Consider the following 17,955-nt stretch of genomic DNA (forward strand, 5'->3'; position numbering starts at 1 on the left):
GGAGCACTGTTTCTCCAGCGGCGGGTGTCAGCGTGGGCAGGGGTGGGGGCGGGGATGCCGGAACTGCGGGTCGCTCGTTGAACTGCGGTGCGCGGGTCAACCGCGGCCGCTCACTGTCCACTTCTGGTTGGCGGCGCCGGTGCAGGTCCAGATCTGCAGGCGGGTGCCGTTGGCCGAACTGTTGCCGGTGGCGTCGAGGCACTTGTCTGACTGGGGGTTGACGATGTCGTGTGCGGCGGTGACGCTCCAGCGCTGGGCGGGCGATCCGTTGCAGTCCCAGAGCTGGACGGTGGTGCCGTCGGCGGTGCCGCCCGAGGTGACGTCGAGGCACTTGCCGAGGGCCCGGACCGTGCTGTCCGTACCGACGCTCCACTGCTGGGAGCCGGTGCTGTTGCAGTCGTAGAGCTGTACGGGGGTGCCGTTGGCGCTGTTGGCTCCCGCCACATCCACGCACTTGCCGCCCAGACCCGTGATGGGGCCGCCCGTACCCGGCCCGCCGTCGCTCGTGCTGACCCGTACGTGGTCGACGACGAGTTGCTGGGGGAAGACGGTGCTTCCGTCGGGGTCGCCCGGCCAGTGGCCGCCGACCGCGAGATTGAGGATGAGGAAGAAGGGCTTGTTGAACACCCACGTACGGCCGCCGAGATCGGCGGGGGTGCGTCGCTGATAGACCGTGCCGTCCACGGACCAGGTCACCTGGTTCGGGGACCAGTCGACGGCGAAGGTGTGGAAGGCGTCGGCGAAGGCCTGGCCGCCGGGCAGGGTGTAGGCGGCGCCGATACCGCCGGAGCCGGAGTAGCCCGGACCGTGGAGGGTGCCGTGGACGGTGGAGGGTTCGAAGCCGACGTTCTCCATGACATCGATCTCGCCCGAGTTGGGCCAGCCGACCTGGCCGATGTCGTTGCCCAGCATCCAGAAGGCCGGCCACATGCCCTGGCCGCGCGGGACCTTGAGCCTGGCCTCGACATGTCCGTGGGTCTGGGTGAACTTGCCCGCGGTGTTCAGCCGGGCGGAGGTGTACTCGCATCGGCCGTACCAGCACTGGTAGTTGTGCGGGTTCTCCCGGCGGGCGGTGATGACCAGATGGCCCTGGCCGTCGAGAGCGGCGTTGCGGTTGCCGGCCGTGTAGTACTGCCGCTCGTGGTTGTTGACGTTGTCGCCCGTCTCGATCTGCCACTTGCCGGCGTCGACGGCCGAACCCGCCGGGCCTTCGAAGTCGTCGGAGAACGTGATCGCGGCGGAGGCGACGGCGGGCGCGGCGGCGAGCGCGCCGTGCGGTGCGGGTGCGCCGCTCGCGAGGCCGGCGGCGCTCGCGGCAAGCGCCAGGACCGAGACAACGGACACAAACAATCGACGTGATAAGCGCGGGGAGTCCATGACTCTCCCTTCCGGGACGTGAAGAGGAAGGGGGGCACCTGTCATGGCTATGACAGGTGCCATGCAAAGGGGCTGCGAGGATGCGCCGACTGGGGTGGGGGGTGTGAGGGGGGCTTAGTTCACTACGTGATTTAAGAAGTGAACTAAATGACTGTCAAGACCTTGGTGTGGACCAATGCCCTTGGTGCCGACGTCGTTGGTGGGATTTCCGTCGCCGACGCGTGGCGAAAGGGATCCAGGGGGACAAGGCGGCCGGGGCGCGGGTGGCACGATCGCCCGCCGGTGCCTCGATGCCGGCCCACCTGCGCTGTCGGATCGTCTCAAGCAGTGAAGGCAGTGAAGGCAATGACCGGATGCCAATGACCGGATGGCCGGGACCGGGTGGCCGGGACCGATGCGGTTCCGGCCACCCGGTCCCGGCCATGGCCGTACGGATGCCTAGACCACCGCTCCCGAACCGTCCCGGGTCTTGGCGCGGGCGGCCTCAGAGCGCTGTGGCTCCGGATGACGGGCCTGGAGGATCACGGCCAGCGGCATGGCGGTGAACACGGTCGAGGCGACGCCCGCCACCACTCCCGCCAGCAGGGCGATCGAGAAATCGGCGAGCGAGTCGCCGCCGAGCACGGCGAGAGCGACCAGCACGAACAGAGCCCCCATCCCGGTGTTGACGGTACGGGGCAGCGTCTGTGCGACGGCCTGGTCGGCCAGTTCCGGCCATTCCGCGGTCCGGTTCGTACGCCGCAGTTCGCGGAGCCGGTCGAGGACGACGACGGTGTCGTTGACGGAGTAGCCGACGACGGTCAGCAGCGCCGCGAGGAAGACGCTGTCGACGGGTTTACCCAGCCAGGCGAAGAGGCCGACCACAAGAAGGACGTCCTGTGTCATCGCGGCGACCGCGGCGGTGGCGAAGGTCCAGCGGAACCGCACCGTGAGATAGAGGAGTTGCGCGGCGACGGCGACACCCAGCGCGATCAGGGCGTGGGTACGCAGCTCGCTGCCCAGGCTGGGGCCGATCAGTTCATCCCGCTCGACGGTGACCTTCCCGACCGTTTTGTGCAGGGCGTCACGGATCTGCTCCTGCTGCTGGTTGGTCAACTGTCCGGTGCGTACGGTGATGCCCTTCTCGTCCGCCCTCTGGACGACGGCGTGCGGGAAGCCCGCATCGGCGACCGCATCGCGGGCCGTGTCGGCGTCCACCGGTCGCTCGGCGGCGTACTGAACGACTCGTCCGCCGGTGAACTCCACACCGAACTCCATCCCGCGCAGCCCGATTCCGCCGACGGCGAGAAGTAGCAGGCCGGCGCAGACTCCGAGCCACCGGCGCCGGTGCCGCATCAGGCGTGGCCTGCGGCGCGCGAGACGGGCCCGCAGCCGGCCCGTCGTGGCCAGCCCGGTCAGCGCGGGACGGCGGCGAACGGATCGGCGCCGCACCGCCCACTCCGCGAGCACGCGGGTGATCACCATCGCCGAGACCATGGAGGCCAGCACGCCGACGGCGAGCGTCACCCCGAACCCCTTCACGGGCCCCGTGGCGAAGAAGAACAGCAGACCGGCGGCGAGGAGTGTGGTCACGTTCGAGTCGGCGACCGCACTCCAGGCCTTGGCGAAGCCGGTACGCAGCGGGCGGCGCATGTCCGGTGAGCGGGTGGCCGAGCGCGCGTACTCTTCCCGGGCCCGCTCGAAGACGAGAACGTTCGCGTCGACGGCGATACCGATCGCCAGGACGAAGCCGGCCAGGCCGGGGAGGGTGAGCGTGGCGCCGATCGCGACGACGGCGGCGTAGGAGATCAGTCCGTACAGCGCGAGCGCGACGGTGGCCAGCGCTCCCAGGAGCCGGTAGACGGCGATGATGAACACGCCGGTGCAGATGAGCCCGATCACGGCGGCCTGCGCACTGGCCCTGATCGCGTCGGCGCCGAGGCTCGGACCGACGGTGGACTGCTCGACGGCCGTCACCGGCACCGGCAGTGCACCGCCCTTCACCAGAGCCGCGAGCTCACGCGCCTCCGCAGCGCCGAAATCCCCGTTGATCTGCGCGGAGCCGCCGGTGATGCCGGCCCCGCAGGGCACCGACTGCTGCATGCCGGGTGCGGAGACGACCCGGCCGTCGAGGACGATCGCCACCCGGCGGGCGGGATCCGCGGGCGCGGCGCAGGCCGCCTCGCCGGTGATGCGGGCCCACTGTTTCGAGGCGTCGCCACGGAAGGAGAGATCGACTCCCCAGCCGCCCCCCGTCTGCGTATCGAGGACCGCATGGGCGTCCTTGACGCCTTCGCCGGTCAGGGCGGTCGCGCTCAGGCGGAGGAAGCGGCCGGGCGCGTCGGGATCCGGCAGCACCTGCGAGCCGTCCGCCGCCGGGCGGGTCTGCGGCCCGGCGGTTGCGCCGCGCACCGGATGGAAGGTGAGCTGCGCGGTACGGCCGATGGCTTCGGCGGCCTTCCGCGGATCCTGTACGCCGGGCAGTTCGACGACGATGCGCCGCTCCCCGGAACGGGCGAGCGTCGGCTCGGCGACACCGAGCGCGTCGATCCGCTGCCGCAACACCTCCATCGCACGGTCGGTGGCCGCCGCGTCGGCGCGGCCGGTGGGGGAGTCCTGGGTCTGAAGGACGATTCGGGTACCGCCCCGCAGATCAAGCCCGAGTCGGGCAGGGGTGGTCAGGGCGAAGAACAGGGACACGGCGACGACGGCGAGCGCGATCAGCGCACGCCAGGCCGTGGCACGAGAAGACATGACAGCTCCACGGGCAGCACGCAGACGCCGGGCGCCTGCGGACACAGGGACGTACGGGCAGGAGGCGTGCCGCGCCTGCTGCCGGCGCGGCCTGCGGGTATGCCGCGCAGGCCGGGCGGGCGGGGCGGACGCCTGAGAACGTCAGCTGCTCCGGGTGGAGGGTGGTGCGCGAGTACGGCGTGGATCGTACGGATCCCCGGGCGGCGCCCGCTCCTGGCGCGGCTGCGCCGTCTCGCCGCCGTGAACGGGCGGCTGGTACGCGGGCGGTACCGGACCTGCCGGCGCCGGGGGTGCATCGGGCGGCCGCGGGCTGCTCTCGGCGGCCACGATCTCCAGGACGGCGACCGAGGCCGAGGCCGTGGCACGCCGTACCTCGGGCCGCGACTGCGCGGTCCGCTGTGGCCCGTCGAGGCGGGCGGAAGCGACCGGGGCGGCGACCTGACCGCCGGCCGCTGCGGACGGGGTGGCGCCGGTGAGGAGCAGAAACGCGGCCCACACCCCGATCAGCAGGGAGGGCAGGGTGGCCGAGACGAGGAGACGTACGCGCTGCTGCACCCGACTCCCCCGTCTATGGCCTGTTTTGCCCGCTTTTCTTGGCAGTCATCTGTCCGGCCGTCCGTCCGGTGAGCCAAGACTATGCGACGGGGCGAGGGCGTGGGAGAGGTCTCCGGTCGCGTATCCCAGGGCCATCCGGCGCCCGCCCCACGGGACCTGACGATGCTTCAGACCGGCAGCGGCAGGCCCGGCGCATTGAGGCCGTCGCAAGGGCCTGACGCGATGTGGACAGCTCCGTCACGCCGCCGCCCCAGTGGCTTACGATCTCGGACGGGCGTCTGCGTCATGCCGACCGCCCACCCGTACTCATGGAGGTCAACCGTGTTCTGGACGGCCAGTGGACACCGCACCCACCGCAGCATCATCCGTACCCGCGCCACTGCCGGTGCTGTGGCTGCCGGGATGTTCCTCGCCGTCGGTTGTTCCTCCGGCGACGACGGCCCCGGTGAAGCGGCGGGCGGCGTCCCCGTGGTCGCGAAAGGCAGCCTGACCACCTGCACCCACCTGCCCTATCCGCCGTTCCAGTTCGAGCGGGACGGCAAGGTCGTCGGCTTCGACGTGGCCCTGATCGATCTGGTGGCGAAGAACCTCAAGGTCGAACAGAAGATCCTCGACACACCGTTCGAGAACTTCAAGACCGGCGCGTTCCTCAATTCCGGCGAGTGTGATCTGGCCGCCGCAGGCATGACGATCACCGCGGAGCGCAAGAAGAACGTGGACTTCTCCGTCCCGTACTTCGACGCCACCCAGGCGCTGCTCGCGACCAAGAAGAGCGGCGTGACCACCCTGGCGGAGATCAAGTCCCAGAAGAAGAAACTGGGCGCCCAGGCGGAGACCACCGGCGAGAGCTACGCCAAGGAGCAGGGCTTCAACCCGGTGGCGTTCGAAAGCTCCGACGCGGTGCTCAACGGACTGCGTACCGGCCAGGTCGACGCCGTCGTCATCGACTACCCGGTTGTCCAGGGCTGGCTCAAGGACAAGGCCAACGCCGCCGAATTCGCCCTCGGCCAGAACATCGACACCGGTGAGCAGTACGGCTTCTCGGTGAAGAAGGGCAACGCCAAGCTGCTTGCGGCGGTCAACAAGGCGATCACGGACGCCCGGGCGGACGGCACGTACGACAAGCTGTACAAGCAGTGGATCGGCCCGCTTCCCAAGGCCAACTCGTGACCTCTCGGCTCACCAGGCGGCAGCGGCGCCGCGTCTGGCAGGGTATTCAGTACGCACTGTTCGTTGCGGTGCTGATCCTCGTCGGCTTCCTCGCCGACTGGGACCGGCTGCAGAACCAGTTCGCGCAGAAAGACCTCGCCAAAGAGCTCTTCCCGGCCATTATCACCACGGCGCTGCGCAACACCGTGGTGTACACCCTCTCCGGGTTCATCTTCGGCCTGGTGCTGGGGCTGATCATCGCGCTGATGCGGCTGTCGTCGGTTGCCCCCTACCGGTGGGTCGCGAGCATCTACATCGAGATCTTCCGCGGCCTGCCTGCCCTGCTGATCTTCATTTTCGTCGGTGTCGCCATTCCACTGGCGTTCCCCGGCACACAGATCCCCGGCGGCACCTACGGAAAGGTCGCCCTCGGTCTCGGTCTGGTCGCCGCGGCCTATATGGCCGAGACGATCAGGGCCGGCATCCAGGCGGTACCCAAGGGGCAGATGGAGGCCGCCCGCTCGCTGGGCTTCTCGCACGCCCGCGCGATGGTGTCGGTGATCATCCCGCAGGCGTTCCGTATCGTCATCCCGCCGCTCACCAATGAACTGGTGCTGCTGTTCAAGGACTCCTCGCTGGTGCTCTTCCTCGGCGTCACTCTCGAGGAACGCGAGCTGACCAAGTTCGGCAGGGACCTGGCCAGCCAGACCGCCAACTCCACCCCGATCCTCGTTGCCGGGCTCTGCTATCTGCTCGTGACGGTGCCGCTGAGTTTCGTGGTGCGCCGCCTCGAGGCCCGCGCCGACAAGGCGAAGTGAGGACGAGATGTCAGAGAAAACGGAGACGGTGGGACCCATGGGCGCGGGCACGGACGGCCCGGAGATCGAGATCCGGGGCCTGCACAAGTCGTTCGGGGACAACGAGGTCCTGCGGGGCATCGATCTGGAGATCGCCCGGGGCGAGGTGGTGTGTGTCATCGGGCCCTCCGGCTCGGGCAAGTCGACGCTGCTGCGCTGTGTGAACCTGCTGGAGGAACCCACCCAGGGCCAGGTCTTTGTCGGCGGCACTGAGGTCACCGACCTCGACGTCGACATCGACGCGGTACGCCGCCGTATCGGCATGGTCTTCCAGCAGTTCAACCTGTTCCCGCATGTGAGCGTGACCGAGAACCTCACGCTGCCCCAGCGTCGTGTGCTGCGCCGGAACAAGGCACGTGCGGCGGCGGTGGCCAAGGAGAATCTGGAGCGGGTGGGGCTGGCCGACAAGGCGGACGCCTACCCCGCACAGCTGTCCGGCGGGCAGCAGCAACGGGTGGCCATCGCGCGGGCGCTGGTCATGGGACCGGAAGTGATGCTCTTCGACGAGCCGACCTCCGCGCTCGACCCGGAGCTGGTCGGTGAAGTCCTGGCGGTGATGCGGGTGCTGGCCGCGGAGGGTATGACGATGATGGTCGTCACCCATGAGATGAGCTTCGCCAGGGAGGTTGCCGACCGGGTCGTGTTCATGGACGGCGGAGTGATCGTCGAGCAGGGTCCGGCGGCACAGGTCGTGGGCGATCCGCAGCACGAGCGGACCAGGAACTTCCTCAACCGCATCCTGGACCCGGCTGCGGCGGAACAGCCTGGCCAGGGGCCGGAGCCCGACACGGACGCGGACCAGGAAAAGTGAGGAGTCCGGCCGGACGAACTGTTTGACGAACCGCCCGGAGGGCGGTGGGTCCCACGTCGGCGTCGCGGTGTACTGGGCAGTAGACCACCGTGGACATGGAGGCGCCGCATCATGGGACAGCCGTGGACACACCCACCGGACGGCCCTCCCACCTCATGGTCCCGTCCTTGAGGAACTGAGGCGGGACCATGAGGTGGTCTCCGAGAACCAGCGCTGACTGGAAGGCTCCTCGGTGGCCTCGAGCCGGATCCGGCCTGGTGGCGGGCACGGGCACGCGCCCGGATCCGGGGGAGGCGCAACGCGTACGGGCTGAGCCGGACGGCCCCGCCGCCCCCCTGAGTCGCACTTCGTGTACGAGGAGAAGCGGCTCGTCGCGGCCGTCAACTCGCTGAAGATCCCGGCCGGAGAGGTCGAAGGAGTTCGTCAGTCGCTCACCGGCGGACTGGGGGTCTGTGCGCCCGTCGGCGGCTCGTGCAGGCCGAAGGGTGAGCCCTGGTCGTCGTGGCAGAGGGTGAAGCGGCCGAACCGGGCGACGGACTCGGCGTCGCCGCCGGGGTCGAAGTCGTCGACCGTACCGCCCAGCTCGCGTACGCGGTCCATCGCCGTCTTCATGTCGTCGACCTTGAAGAACAGATACGGGCTCGCACCGGAGTCGCCGCCGTGCACGCCGCCCGGGACGTTGGGGGTGCGGATCGCGAACCCGCCGCCCTCGGTCGGACCCGGCTCGAAGGTCCAGCCGAACAGGCCGCTGTAGAACGTGCGGGCCTGGTCGGCGTCGCCCGCGCCCAGTTCGAAGAAGGAGATCTCACCGGCCATCGCGGGCTCCCGCCATCCGTACGGAGACTGTCGGTGCCACGGTACGCCGGGCCCGGTGCGCCTGCACCCGCCTCCGGCCGGAGGTGCGGCGGAACTGGTCGCCCCGCGGCTGGACCGGCTGTCGAACACCGCGGGGAGCCCGTAGCGCCGGTCCACCGGGCGCCGCACGGCAGAGGCCGGCGGCCCGCCCGAAGGCGGACCGCCGGCCGTGATCCGTGCGTCAGAAAACGCTCACCCCGTAGGCGCTGAGCGCCTCGGTCACGGGCTGGAAGAACGTGGTGCCGCCGGAGGAGCAGTTGCCGCTGCCGCCGGAGGTCAGACCGAGAGCGGTGCTGCCGGAGAACAGGGCGCCACCACTGTCGCCGGGCTCGGCGCAGACGTTGGTCTGGATCATGCCGTAGACGACATCGCCGCCGCCGTAGTTCACCGTCGCGTTGAGGCCGGTGACTGTTCCGCCGTGGAGGCCGGTGGTGCTGCCGCTGCGCTGAACGGACTGACCGACGGAGGCGTTGCCGGCGCCCGTGATGTCACGGTACGAGCCGTTGTAGAGGTAGACCCGGCCGTCCGCGGCGGAGGCGTTGGAGTGCCGGATGATGCCGTAGTCGTTGGTCGGGAAGCTCGAACCGGCCGTGGAACCCAGCACCGTGGTCTGGGCGGAGTTGGTGTACCAGGTGCTGCCGATGTTGGTGCAGTGGCCGGCGGTGAGGGCGTAGTACGTACTTCCGCTGCGGACGTTGAAGCCGAGTGAGCAGCGTCCGCCGCCGGTGTAGATGGCCTGTCCGCCCGCGATGAGCTTGTTGAACGTGCCAGAGGTGCGCTCGATCTCAAGGGACCCGGCCCGTGCGCCCGCAGCCTTTTTGATCTTGGCTATCTCGGCGGCCGAGACAGTGTCGTCCGCCGTGACGACGAGCTTGCCCGACGCCTTGTCCGTGTACCAGGCGGTACCGGGCACGTCGGCCCTGAGCACGGCATCGTCGGCCTGGGCGAGTTGGGCGGTGGTGGCGCGTACGCCGTCGCCGCCCGATTCGGCCACGGCGGTGGGGGCGGCAAGCGCGGAAACGGTGAGCAGAGTGGATGCGACGGCGATCAGCCGTGCACGTCTCGCGACACCGACGCGGGGGGAGAAGCGCTTGATGTTCACTACATCCTCCGATGGGGGGATCCGGGGCCCGCTGGGTGGACGGGTCCTCAGCGCGCGGATGTCCGGACCGTGGTGGCTCGACCACGGTCATGATCCTGACAATCCGTGCGGTAGGAATCCTGGGCTCCGGATCGTTGTGCGGCAAGATCGCCTTTCGGCCGCTCTACGCGCGTCAGCCGGGACGAGTGTCGCGCGGAAGCTTGGAGGAGGGCGTGCGTAAAGAGGGGTGGAGGTGAAGGATGTTTGCTGATGCATTCTCAACTGACGTGAAAGTCAGCTGCGAAGGGACCTCGCCCCCGGGAAGAGGGGATCCAGCAACCGGAATGCCGCTTGCCGTTTGTGCTGCTCAAGGTTGATGGGAGATGCCGACGGGTCATCCGGCGCGACAAGGAACTCCCGTGCGTCCCCTTGCCGGTGTGCACCCCAGGTGTCGAGTTGCCGTGATGGCTCCCGCACATGCAAGGCCCGGCATCGGCCCGCCCCGGCTGAACCACCGCCCCGCGCAATCCCGTTCCGCGTCGCTCGGTGAATGCGGCCGACCGCCCGCCGCACGGCGTTATGCGTCAATCACCAGGGTTCGCCCACACGGATCGCGTGTCCGGTTCTCGTCATCGGCTTTCGTGTTCTGACAGCCAGTACGGCCGGGATGGGTTCACCTCCCTCGGCGAACCGTTCGAGTGTCGGGCCCACGGTGCCCAGTGCGCGTGCACAGCACCCGCCTTGGGTGTGACCGTCACGAGGACGGGGCGACCGCCAGCTCGGCATTGGCCCGGGCCGTAACAGCGGTCAGCACACGGCCCGCCGCTGCCAGGTCCTCGGCCGAGAGACCGCCGTACAGTCGCGCGGTGATCTCCTTGACGGTCGTACGGATCTGGTGATTGAGCGCCTCGCCCGCGTCGGTGACCCCGGCGCGGGGCTGCTCGCCGGGCAGGGTCTCCAGCAGCTCGGCGTCGGTCAGCTCGGTGATCGTCGCCCGCGCGGCTGATGCGTCGATCTTCAGGGTGCTGGTCATCCGGTCGATGAGCCGGTCGTGGTCGATCGCCCCGCCGCTGTCGGCGGCGGCGTTGAGCGCCACCGACTGGTGGAACGTGGTGCCGGAACCGGCCAGCACGCGCTCCAGGACGGCTCGCGTGGCGTAGTGGGCCTGGCCGATGACCTGGCCGTTGACGGTCGGTGTGGTGGGCATGGCTACTCCTTGGACGAAGAATCGAGTGGGACGTCGAGAAGGATGGCCAGCTCGCGGGCGAACACCTCGGTACGGGGGCCGTCGAGGCCTCCCAGTGGCGCCAGAAGCTGGTCGAGGAGCTGTTGTACGACGGCGATCGCTCGTCGGGTGACCTCACGTCCGTGGGCGGTGAGCGAGAGCTGGACCGCTCGTGTGTCGGCGGGGTCGGGGGTGCGCTCGAGGAGGCCGGCGGCTTCCAGTGCGCGGGCGAGCTTCGAGACGTAGAGCGGTTCGAGGCCGGTGTGGTCGGCGAGTTGGCGCTGGCTGGGACGCGTTCCGGAACGCTGCATGCCGAGCAGCGACGCCAGCAGTGAGTACTGCGCATGGGTCAGCCCCAGTGGCGCGACCGCCCGGTCGACGGCCACTCGCCACTTCGTCGACAGGCGCCAGACCAGGAAGCCGGGCGTGGGGCCCGTGGATGCTGTACTCATGACAGTTAGAGTACATGGAGATTATATCCATGGCTACTATCTGCGCGCCACACACCTCGGACGGCAGCCGTCCGAGGTGATGGCCGGGAGGGTGCGGGTCAGTCGATCGCGTGGACGAGCTGGTTGTGGAGTTCGTAGCGGGCGCCGACAACGGCCAGGTCGCCGGTGGCGATCCTGGTCGCGAGGTCGGGCTCCGTGGCGAGGCGACGGCGGACGAGTCCGACGTTGCGGCTGATGCTGGAGTCGATACGGGCGTTGCCGTGCTGGCTGTGGTCTATGGCCGGCCGTATCTGCTCAGCCAAATACTGTATGTGCGAGGGCAGTTGCTCACCCGTCTCGTCCGCGTGAACGGCCGCGGTCACGGCGCCGCAGGACTGGTGCCCGAGAACGAGGATCAGGGGTATGTCCAGTTCCAGGACGCCGTACGCGACGCTGCCGAGGACGGCCTCGTCCAGGACCTGGCCGGCCGACCGTACCGTCAGCAGATCGCCGAGCCCCTGGTCGAAGACCAGCTCCGGCGGCACGCGGGAGTCGACACACCCCAGGATGACGGCGAAGGGGTCCTGACCCGAGACCATGGCGCGGCGTACGGACGGGCTCTCGTCCGGGTGTTGCTGACGGTACGTCCGCCAGCGCCGATTGCCTGCGGCCAGTTCGTGCATCGCCTGAGAAGGGGTGGTCGGCCGGGCGCCGGTCCGCGCCGTGCGGGGTGCGGCTGCGGCCGGTGCCGAGCCGAGCCCGAGACCGCTGGTGGCCACTGCGCTGCCTGCGAGCGCCGCGCGGAGCAGTGCACGACGTCCCGTACCGGGACGGAGGTCATCCTGTCGCTTCAATATCACGGAGGGAACGTAGCTGTCGCACTCGACAGGGTGTTCATATTTTGCACGTTGCTTTACATGTCGTTGAACGAAACCTGAGAAATGGCGATCGCGGTTCAACCATATGAATGCAAAGGTGAGTTGACCGGCCGTCACTGCCGGGGGAAGCGCCGCCGTTCCGCAGGCGAACTTCGCGCCGTCCAGCAGCTGGGGCGTGAGCCGTATGCCCGTGAGCCGCTCCGCGAAGGCGAACGCCGCCTCTGTCGTGGGACCGATGTCCCGGTCTTCGTCCTCGCTGAGGTCGAAACCGGGCCCGCTCCGTCGTGCTCCTCCCACACTTCGTACGACGCCTCGATCAGCGTGTGAACCCCCGATACGGAGCTCACCCGACGGGCTCCCATCCGCGCCGGCAGCCCATCGCTCGTGAACCCTTCGAGAGGGTGCGGCAGTACGCCTCGGTCAGGTGCGCACAGTGGTCGTCCAGCCAGTCGTAGTCGGCGGCGGTTGCGTTCGTCCGAGACATGAGGACATCGTGGCAGCCGCCACTGACAATGCGTGCGGCTCGCTCGTACGGGTCGCCTCACAACAACAGCCCCCCTCGGCACTGCCCCGGAGCGTCGTCGTGCCCGGGCGCCGGACCGGCCAGAGCGCGATTCGGTCAGTGGCGCGCGATCGCGCGCCGACCGGCTCGGCCCAGAGCCGCGGTGGGTTACGCGTACTCAACCGAGCAGGTGAAGTGATGTGTCCGACATGCCGATGCGGACCGTCTGGCCCCAGGTGAGTTCCAGCGCATCGCTCTCGATTCCGTCGCCGAAGGCCACCAACCGGTCGGACTCGACAACGAGTCGGAGCCTGTCGGACCGTGTCAGCATCCCTTCCACCAGCGACGTGCCAGTGGTGGGGGAGGGCCAGGCCTCGCGTACGAACCAGATGAGCCGGGGATCGGCGGGGCCCGGCAGGGGCAAGGCGCTGCCGCGCTCCTGCCACAGGGAGCGCAGCCAGCCGGTGGCGCCGGTGCCGGTGCCGACCAGGACCCCTGAGGAGGCCTGGAGTTCAGCCCGTTCTGCGCGGGCGCCTTCGGAGCCGGGGCTCAGCCGGTAGCGAGAGGTCTGGTGGTCGGGCCGGCCGAGGTAGATCTCATTGAGGGCGAGCAGCCTCTCTCCGTCGTCGGCGACCGCCTCCACCATGGTGAGCTCCTCCACGGTGGCCCGCGGTGAGACGGCGGCCCCGAGCAGCAGGGCGGCGTCCTCCGCCCGGTGGCGTACCAGGATGCCGGGGTTGCGCCCGGGGTCGGTGTCGATGCCCACGACCGGCTGGCCCGACAGGTACTTGGCGGTGTTGGCGACGAGCCCGTCCTGGCCCACGACGATCACCACGTCCTCCGGGGCGAAGAGAAAACGGTCGAGATCCGCACGTTCCACCCGGGTCTGCCGCCACTGCAGCGGAACCGTAGCCGCCACCTCGGCGAGGGTGCGCCGCGTGCGGTGGTGCCGCTCCGCCACCTCCTTGATGCTGCGGCCGCGCGAGGAGAGGAAGAAGTCGGCCTGGCCGTGCGTGCCGTGCCGGGCGAGCAACTCCTCGTACTCGGTGGTGCGGTGCACCAGCACCGCCCGGGGTGCGAGGCTCACGTCCGCTCCGAGCCGGCCGGGGTCGCCGAACCGGCCCGTCCACCGGGTCCTCCGAGTGTGGTGAGCAGTGTGGTGAGGATGTCGGGGGAGAGGGTGAGGCTGTCGATCCGGGGCACGTTCTCGGCGAGCCGGGCGATGGCCAGTGCGTGCAGCGTCGCGGAGTCCACGTCGTCGTGCACTTGCAGCCAGGCGGCCTGGGCATGCGCCCGGGCCGCGCCGACCTCACGGGCCGCTTCGGCCTCGGCCCGGGCCAGCCGCACCGTGCGCCGGGCCTCCGCCTCGGCCCGGACGGCGTCGGCGGCCGCGCGCTCCTCGGCCTCGCGCCGGGCGTTGGTGCCGTGCTGGTCGACCAACTGCTCCTCGCGCCGCGCCAGTTCGATCCGGCTGGCCAGTTCGTTCTCCGCGATGGTCCGCTCGCGTTCCACCGCGACGGCCCGCCGCTCGTACGTCGCCCGGTCCGCCTCCTGCTGGATCTGCTCGCGCGCGGGAGTACGCAGCGCCCGCTCCACCTCAGGCTCGGGGCGGATGGCGACCGCACGTACGGCCACCACGGCGATGCCGGTGGCGGAGAGCCGGGGCTCCGCGCCCAGCCCGTCGGAGATCCGTTCCCGCACCGATGCGACCCCGTCCACGAGTGCGGCCGACAGCGGGGTGCGGGCGAGGACGTCGAGGGCGTGCTGCTGCGCGGTCTCGGTGAGCAGGGTGGAGAGCTGCTCGAGCGGCGTACCGCGCCAGATGCCAGTGTCCGGATCGACGGAGAAGTCCAGCCGGGCCGCGGCGGTGGCGGGCTCACTGATCCGGTACGTCACCGTCGCCTGCACGGTGACGTCCTGGAAGTCGGACGTACGGGCGTGGAACGCCATGGTCAGTTCCCGGTCGTCGACCGGAACTTCGGAGAGTGCGGCGGTCAGCGCGCGGAACCAGAAGCTCAGTCCGGGCCCGTCATGGACGAGCTGTCCGCGCTTGTAGTGGCGGATGTGGGCGGTGGGCGCGGAACGGAGGTGGCGCCATCCCCAGCGCCTGATGATGTCAGCCATGACAGTCTCCCCCTTGTCGTCATTATGACGATAGTCAGTATGACGATAGAGGGAGACCCCGTTAACGTCAATGCGACGAGATCCGGGGCCGTTGGGGGAAATCGCCGGGTCATCCCGGAGTGCGGGCCGACTCGCGACCCGCGGTCGCCGCTCCGGTGTGAATACTCGTACCGCGTCCGGGGTGGCAGACGGAAGGAAAGCGGTCATGCTCACGAATTCGAGTTCACGGACCCGGCCGGCAATATCTTCTCGGTGCTCCAGCTGGACTGACGCCCACTCTCACGGATCGATGTACTGATCCGCGTACGACGTGTCGGGCGCGATGGGTGTGATCACGTCGATCAGGACGCCGTTCGGGTCTGCCACGATGAAGTGCCTCTGCCCGAAGTCCTCGCTGCGCAGCTCCAGTTCGGGCCGAAGTCCCCTCCGGACCACGAGGCGCTCCCACTCCGCGTCGACGTCCTCCACCTCGAAGTTGAGCAGCAGTCCCTGTGCGGGGGTGCGGTACGCCTCGGGCAGGGTCGGGTGGCTGTGATCGAGCAGGGCGAGTTCGTACGGCAGTGCTCCCGGCCGCCGCAGACTCACGTACCAGTCGGCCTCGAATGTCGGCTCGAACCCCAGCAGCCCGGTGTAGAAGTCCCGGGACTCCTGAAGTCTTGAGGTGCAGATGACCGGATAGAAGCTGGTCAGCATCATGGCGAACTCCCTCGCATACCGTTGGTATGTCAAGTAATCTATTGGCATACCAACGGTATGTCAACGGATGGGAGCGCGATGACGAACGGCGGCAGGGCTCAGCAGCGGGAACAGACCAGGCGCACCCTTCTGGACGAGAGCAGACGCCTGTTCGCGACCAGGGGCTACGGCGCAGTGGGACTGTCGGAGATCGTCCGCGCCGCCGGGGTCACCAAGGGCGCGCTCTACCACCACTTCGACAGCAAGGCCGCTCTGTTCCGGGCCGTCCTGGAAGAGGTACAGCAGCAGGTCGCCGAGACGGTGGCCGCGACCGCCGAGGCGCAGGACGATCCATGGATGCAGTTCACCGCCGGGTGTCAGGCGTTCCTCACCGCCAGTACCGACCCGGACGTCCAGCGCATCATGCTCGTCGACGGGCCCGCCGTACTGGGCTGGAGCGAATGGCGTGCGCTCGACGAGGCCGCCTCGGCCCGCCACCTGGCCGACGTGCTCACGGCCCTGATCGAGGCGGGAACGATCACCCGGCAGCCGGTCGCGCCGCTGACGCATCTGCTGTCGGGCGCGATGAACGAGGCGGCCCTGTGGCTGGCAGGGTCGCAGGAACCGGAAGACCTGACCGACACCAGGGCCGCCCTGTCGCAGATGCTGGAGGCGCTGCGCGCCGGATGACCCGCCCGACACGCACAGCCCGGGGTCACGGCACCTCGCTGCTGCCCGCCACCTCGTCGCCGGTCCCTTCCCCGTCCGAGGACTCGGTCGGGGGCGGGGGCGGGGTCGGGGCCGGGGATGAGGCCGACGACTCGTCCTGCAGCACCTCCTGGGTGTACATGTTCCAGATTCTGGCGGCAAAGCCGTCGCCGATGTTGTCCAGGGCGACCTGTTTCCGGGTCTTGGTGTCCTCGCCGAAGAAGCCGATCGACGTGACCAGTTCCGGGGTCCCTCCGACGAACCAGTGGGCCTTCCTGTCGTCCGAGGGACCCGTTGCGCGCGCGGCGATCCGCCCGTTCCTGCCCACCGCCACGGGGCCGGCGGTGCTGAATCCGCCCGTTCGCGGGTCGACGGCATCGCTGAGCGACTTGGTGACGATGTCGGCGGTCCCTGGATCGATCACCTGACCGCCGACCGCTCCCTGCAGCTGCGTGCGAAAGTCGTCGCGCTGCGCGGACTTCACGATCGAGGGAGTGACCTTCTTCCCCTCGTTGTTGAGGGTGGCATGGACACCGACCATCTCCAGCGGACTGGTGCCCATCAGGCCCAGCGACGTCGCCCGCGGCGCGTTGAAGCCGCTCGCGGTGGGGTCCATTCCGAGATCCGCGGCGGTTTCCCTGATCTGCTTCAGGCCGACGTCGAAGTTGTTCTCCCGCTGAGCCTCCAGCGTGGCCGCGAGGACGACCGGCTCGAAGGTGGGGCCGGCCTGGTAGTCGGAACGTGTCGCGTTGTTGAGGTAGTGCTTGAAGTAGTCGCGACCGCCGTACAGCGCCACGATGCTGCCGTTCCTCGGATCGACCGAGACCGCCCCGGCCTGCTGGTTACTGTCCTCGGCGCCGAGCCCCAACCCGATCGCGCGCTCCAGCGCCTGCTGCTTGTCCGGCTCGATGTTGAGCGTGATCCGCCAGCCGCCGCCCGCCAGTTCCTGCTCGCTGATGCCCGAGGCAGTCAGCTCCCGCCGGGCAGCGTCCACCAGATAACCGGCCTGCCCGCCGAGTCCCGCCGCGGGCTTGGGTTCCACCGGCTCGGGGAAGCGCATCGGCTGCCGCTGGCCCTTGTCCAGCCAGCCCACGTCGACCATGTTGTCCAGCACATAGCCCCACCGCTCCTGCACCAGCCGCTTGCCGGCCGGGGACGCGACCGTCCAGTCGTACTGGCTGGGCGCCTGCAGCAGCGCCGCGAGGTACGCGCCCTCCTCGACGGTCAGGTCCTCGACATCCTTGTCGTAGTACGCGCGGGCCGCGGCCTGGATTCCGTACGCCTGCCTGCCGTAATAGCTGCTGTTCAGGTATCCGGCGAGGATGTCGTCCTTGGTGTTGTGCCGGTCGACCTTCAAGGAGATGACCAGCTCCTTCACCTTCCGGCTGACGGTCTGTTCCTGGCTGAGGTAGTAGTTCTTGACGTACTGCTGGGTGATGGTCGAGCCACCCTGCTTGCCCTGGCCCGTCACGGTGTTGACGATGCCGCGGGCGGTGCCGGTCAGGGAGACGCCGGAGTCGCTGTAGAAGTCCTTGTTCTCCGCCGCGACGAACGCGTGCCGCACACCCTCGGGCACCTTGCTCAGCGGGACGGTCTCACGGTTGATCTCCCCGGTGCGGGCGATGCGGGTGCCGTCGCTGTAGACGTAGACGTTGCTCTGCGCCTTCGCCAGAGCATTTGCCCGGGGGATGTCGATGACGAGGTAGAGAACGGTGAAGCCTCCGACCAGCAGTACGAACAGGCAGACGACACCGACGAGCGCTTTCCTCCAGGTGAAGAAGCGGCGGAGGCCGGTTCGCCGCCGGCGCTCACGGTGCATCTTCCGGTCCGGCTTCTTGCTGCGGTCTTCGTCCTCGGCCTCTCTCGCCTCTCTGGGCGTGCCGACAGCGCTGATCCAGCTCGCTTTCTGCCGCTCCGTCGTCCGGTCCGGACTCCACCAGGTACGCATGACGCCATCCTCAGCGCCGAAGATCTTCGTAAACCCAAAGGGAGAC

Annotated in this window: 17 protein-coding genes and 1 pseudogene; 4 read left to right on the plus strand and 14 right to left on the minus strand. The window is 69.2% G+C overall.

The window, feature by feature from the left end; all coding sequences use genetic code 11:
- Positions 1-96: 96 nt before the first annotated feature.
- From OG883_RS14670 to OG883_RS14680, 3 genes are all read right to left on the minus strand, one after another.
- Positions 97-1,377, minus strand: a complete 1,281-nt coding sequence (locus OG883_RS14670; protein ID WP_266540143.1) for a family 16 glycosylhydrolase — start codon at positions 1,375-1,377, stop codon at positions 97-99.
- A 438-nt stretch (positions 1,378-1,815) separates the two neighbouring features.
- On the minus strand, positions 1,816-4,110 hold the full coding sequence (gene secD, locus OG883_RS14675; RefSeq protein WP_266540145.1) for a protein translocase subunit SecD: 2,295 nt from the start codon (positions 4,108-4,110) through the stop codon (positions 1,816-1,818).
- Between the two features lie 141 nt (positions 4,111-4,251).
- The gene (locus OG883_RS14680) at positions 4,252-4,665 is read right to left on the minus strand and encodes a hypothetical protein (RefSeq protein ID WP_266540147.1); all 414 of its coding nucleotides are present in this window, start codon (positions 4,663-4,665) and stop codon (positions 4,252-4,254) included.
- A 402-nt stretch (positions 4,666-5,067) separates the two neighbouring features.
- Between OG883_RS14680 and OG883_RS14685 the strand changes: the two genes are divergently transcribed.
- Genes OG883_RS14685 through OG883_RS14695 form a run of 3 tightly spaced genes read left to right on the plus strand, consistent with a single transcriptional unit; the run spans position 5,068 to position 7,482 of the window.
- A complete protein-coding gene (locus OG883_RS14685) occupies positions 5,068-5,835 on the plus strand; it encodes an ABC transporter substrate-binding protein (protein ID WP_266541542.1) in 768 nt (255 codons plus the stop codon).
- On the plus strand, positions 5,832-6,632 hold the full coding sequence (locus OG883_RS14690) for an amino acid ABC transporter permease (RefSeq protein ID WP_266540149.1): 801 nt from the start codon (positions 5,832-5,834) through the stop codon (positions 6,630-6,632). Before OG883_RS14685 ends, OG883_RS14690 begins: the two co-directional genes overlap by 4 nt.
- A gap of 7 nt (positions 6,633-6,639) precedes the next feature.
- Positions 6,640-7,482 (plus strand): amino acid ABC transporter ATP-binding protein, encoded by an 843-nt coding sequence (locus OG883_RS14695; RefSeq protein WP_323180902.1) that lies wholly within the window; start codon positions 6,640-6,642, stop codon positions 7,480-7,482.
- Positions 7,483-7,905: 423 nt separating this feature from the next.
- On the opposite strand, the gene OG883_RS14700 is transcribed toward OG883_RS14695, so the two are convergent.
- The 10 genes and pseudogenes from OG883_RS14700 to OG883_RS14740 form a co-directional block, all read right to left on the minus strand.
- On the minus strand, positions 7,906-8,298 hold the full coding sequence (locus tag OG883_RS14700; protein ID WP_266540151.1) for a VOC family protein: 393 nt from the start codon (positions 8,296-8,298) through the stop codon (positions 7,906-7,908).
- Between the two features lie 220 nt (positions 8,299-8,518).
- Positions 8,519-9,439: a S1 family peptidase gene (locus tag OG883_RS14705; RefSeq protein ID WP_266540153.1), complete on the minus strand. Its 921-nt coding sequence runs from the start codon at positions 9,437-9,439 to the stop codon at positions 8,519-8,521.
- Positions 9,440-10,172: 733 nt separating this feature from the next.
- Positions 10,173-10,625: a hypothetical protein gene (locus OG883_RS14710; protein WP_266540155.1), complete on the minus strand. Its 453-nt coding sequence runs from the start codon at positions 10,623-10,625 to the stop codon at positions 10,173-10,175.
- Between the two features lie 2 nt (positions 10,626-10,627).
- The gene (locus OG883_RS14715) at positions 10,628-11,095 is read right to left on the minus strand and encodes a MarR family winged helix-turn-helix transcriptional regulator (RefSeq protein WP_266540157.1); all 468 of its coding nucleotides are present in this window, start codon (positions 11,093-11,095) and stop codon (positions 10,628-10,630) included.
- Between the two features lie 98 nt (positions 11,096-11,193).
- A complete protein-coding gene (locus tag OG883_RS14720) occupies positions 11,194-11,934 on the minus strand; it encodes a carbonic anhydrase (protein ID WP_266540159.1) in 741 nt (246 codons plus the stop codon).
- 159 nt (positions 11,935-12,093) lie between these two features.
- Positions 12,094-12,249, minus strand: a pseudogene (locus tag OG883_RS47010) (DUF6461 domain-containing protein); the annotation flags it as partial.
- A 46-nt stretch (positions 12,250-12,295) separates the two neighbouring features.
- Complete coding sequence (locus tag OG883_RS14725; RefSeq protein ID WP_266540161.1) at positions 12,296-12,436, minus strand: hypothetical protein; 141 nt, start codon at positions 12,434-12,436, stop codon at positions 12,296-12,298.
- 196 nt (positions 12,437-12,632) lie between these two features.
- A complete protein-coding gene (locus tag OG883_RS14730) occupies positions 12,633-13,541 on the minus strand; it encodes a hypothetical protein (protein ID WP_266540163.1) in 909 nt (302 codons plus the stop codon).
- Positions 13,538-14,578 (minus strand): SPFH domain-containing protein, encoded by a 1,041-nt coding sequence (locus tag OG883_RS14735; protein WP_266540164.1) that lies wholly within the window; start codon positions 14,576-14,578, stop codon positions 13,538-13,540. Before OG883_RS14735 ends, OG883_RS14730 begins: the two co-directional genes overlap by 4 nt.
- 279 nt (positions 14,579-14,857) lie before the next feature.
- A complete protein-coding gene (locus tag OG883_RS14740) occupies positions 14,858-15,274 on the minus strand; it encodes a VOC family protein (protein ID WP_266540166.1) in 417 nt (138 codons plus the stop codon).
- 78 nt (positions 15,275-15,352) lie between these two features.
- Here OG883_RS14740 and OG883_RS14745 point away from each other — a divergent pair, with 78 nt between their 5' ends.
- A complete protein-coding gene (locus OG883_RS14745) occupies positions 15,353-15,943 on the plus strand; it encodes a TetR/AcrR family transcriptional regulator (protein ID WP_266541548.1) in 591 nt (196 codons plus the stop codon).
- Positions 15,944-15,968: 25 nt separating this feature from the next.
- Here the strand turns inward: OG883_RS14745 and OG883_RS14750 are convergent, their stop codons facing one another.
- Positions 15,969-17,909, minus strand: a complete 1,941-nt coding sequence (locus OG883_RS14750) for a transglycosylase domain-containing protein (RefSeq protein WP_266540168.1) — start codon at positions 17,907-17,909, stop codon at positions 15,969-15,971.
- Between the last annotated feature and the right edge of the window lie 46 nt (positions 17,910-17,955).

The organism is Streptomyces sp. NBC_01142, from assembly GCF_026341125.1.
In the GTDB taxonomy this organism is placed as follows: domain Bacteria; phylum Actinomycetota; class Actinomycetes; order Streptomycetales; family Streptomycetaceae; genus Streptomyces.

Coding starts and splice junctions, on each gene's coding strand:
- OG883_RS14685 (WP_266541542.1), top strand. CDS start 5,068: ATGTTCCTCGCCGTCGGTTGTTCCTCCGGCGACGACGGCCCCGGTGAA.
- secD (WP_266540145.1), bottom strand. CDS start 4,110: ATGTCTTCTCGTGCCACGGCCTGGCGTGCGCTGATCGCGCTCGCCGTC.
- OG883_RS14745 (WP_266541548.1), top strand. CDS start 15,353: ATGACGAACGGCGGCAGGGCTCAGCAGCGGGAACAGACCAGGCGCACC.
- OG883_RS14735 (WP_266540164.1), bottom strand. CDS start 14,578: ATGGCTGACATCATCAGGCGCTGGGGATGGCGCCACCTCCGTTCCGCG.
- OG883_RS14670 (WP_266540143.1), bottom strand. CDS start 1,377: ATGGACTCCCCGCGCTTATCACGTCGATTGTTTGTGTCCGTTGTCTCG.
- OG883_RS14725 (WP_266540161.1), bottom strand. CDS start 12,436: ATGTCTCGGACGAACGCAACCGCCGCCGACTACGACTGGCTGGACGAC.
- OG883_RS14715 (WP_266540157.1), bottom strand. CDS start 11,095: ATGAGTACAGCATCCACGGGCCCCACGCCCGGCTTCCTGGTCTGGCGC.
- OG883_RS14740 (WP_266540166.1), bottom strand. CDS start 15,274: ATGATGCTGACCAGCTTCTATCCGGTCATCTGCACCTCAAGACTTCAG.
- OG883_RS14710 (WP_266540155.1), bottom strand. CDS start 10,625: ATGCCCACCACACCGACCGTCAACGGCCAGGTCATCGGCCAGGCCCAC.
- OG883_RS14700 (WP_266540151.1), bottom strand. CDS start 8,298: ATGGCCGGTGAGATCTCCTTCTTCGAACTGGGCGCGGGCGACGCCGAC.
- OG883_RS14695 (WP_323180902.1), top strand. CDS start 6,640: ATGTCAGAGAAAACGGAGACGGTGGGACCCATGGGCGCGGGCACGGAC.
- OG883_RS14750 (WP_266540168.1), bottom strand. CDS start 17,909: ATGCGTACCTGGTGGAGTCCGGACCGGACGACGGAGCGGCAGAAAGCG.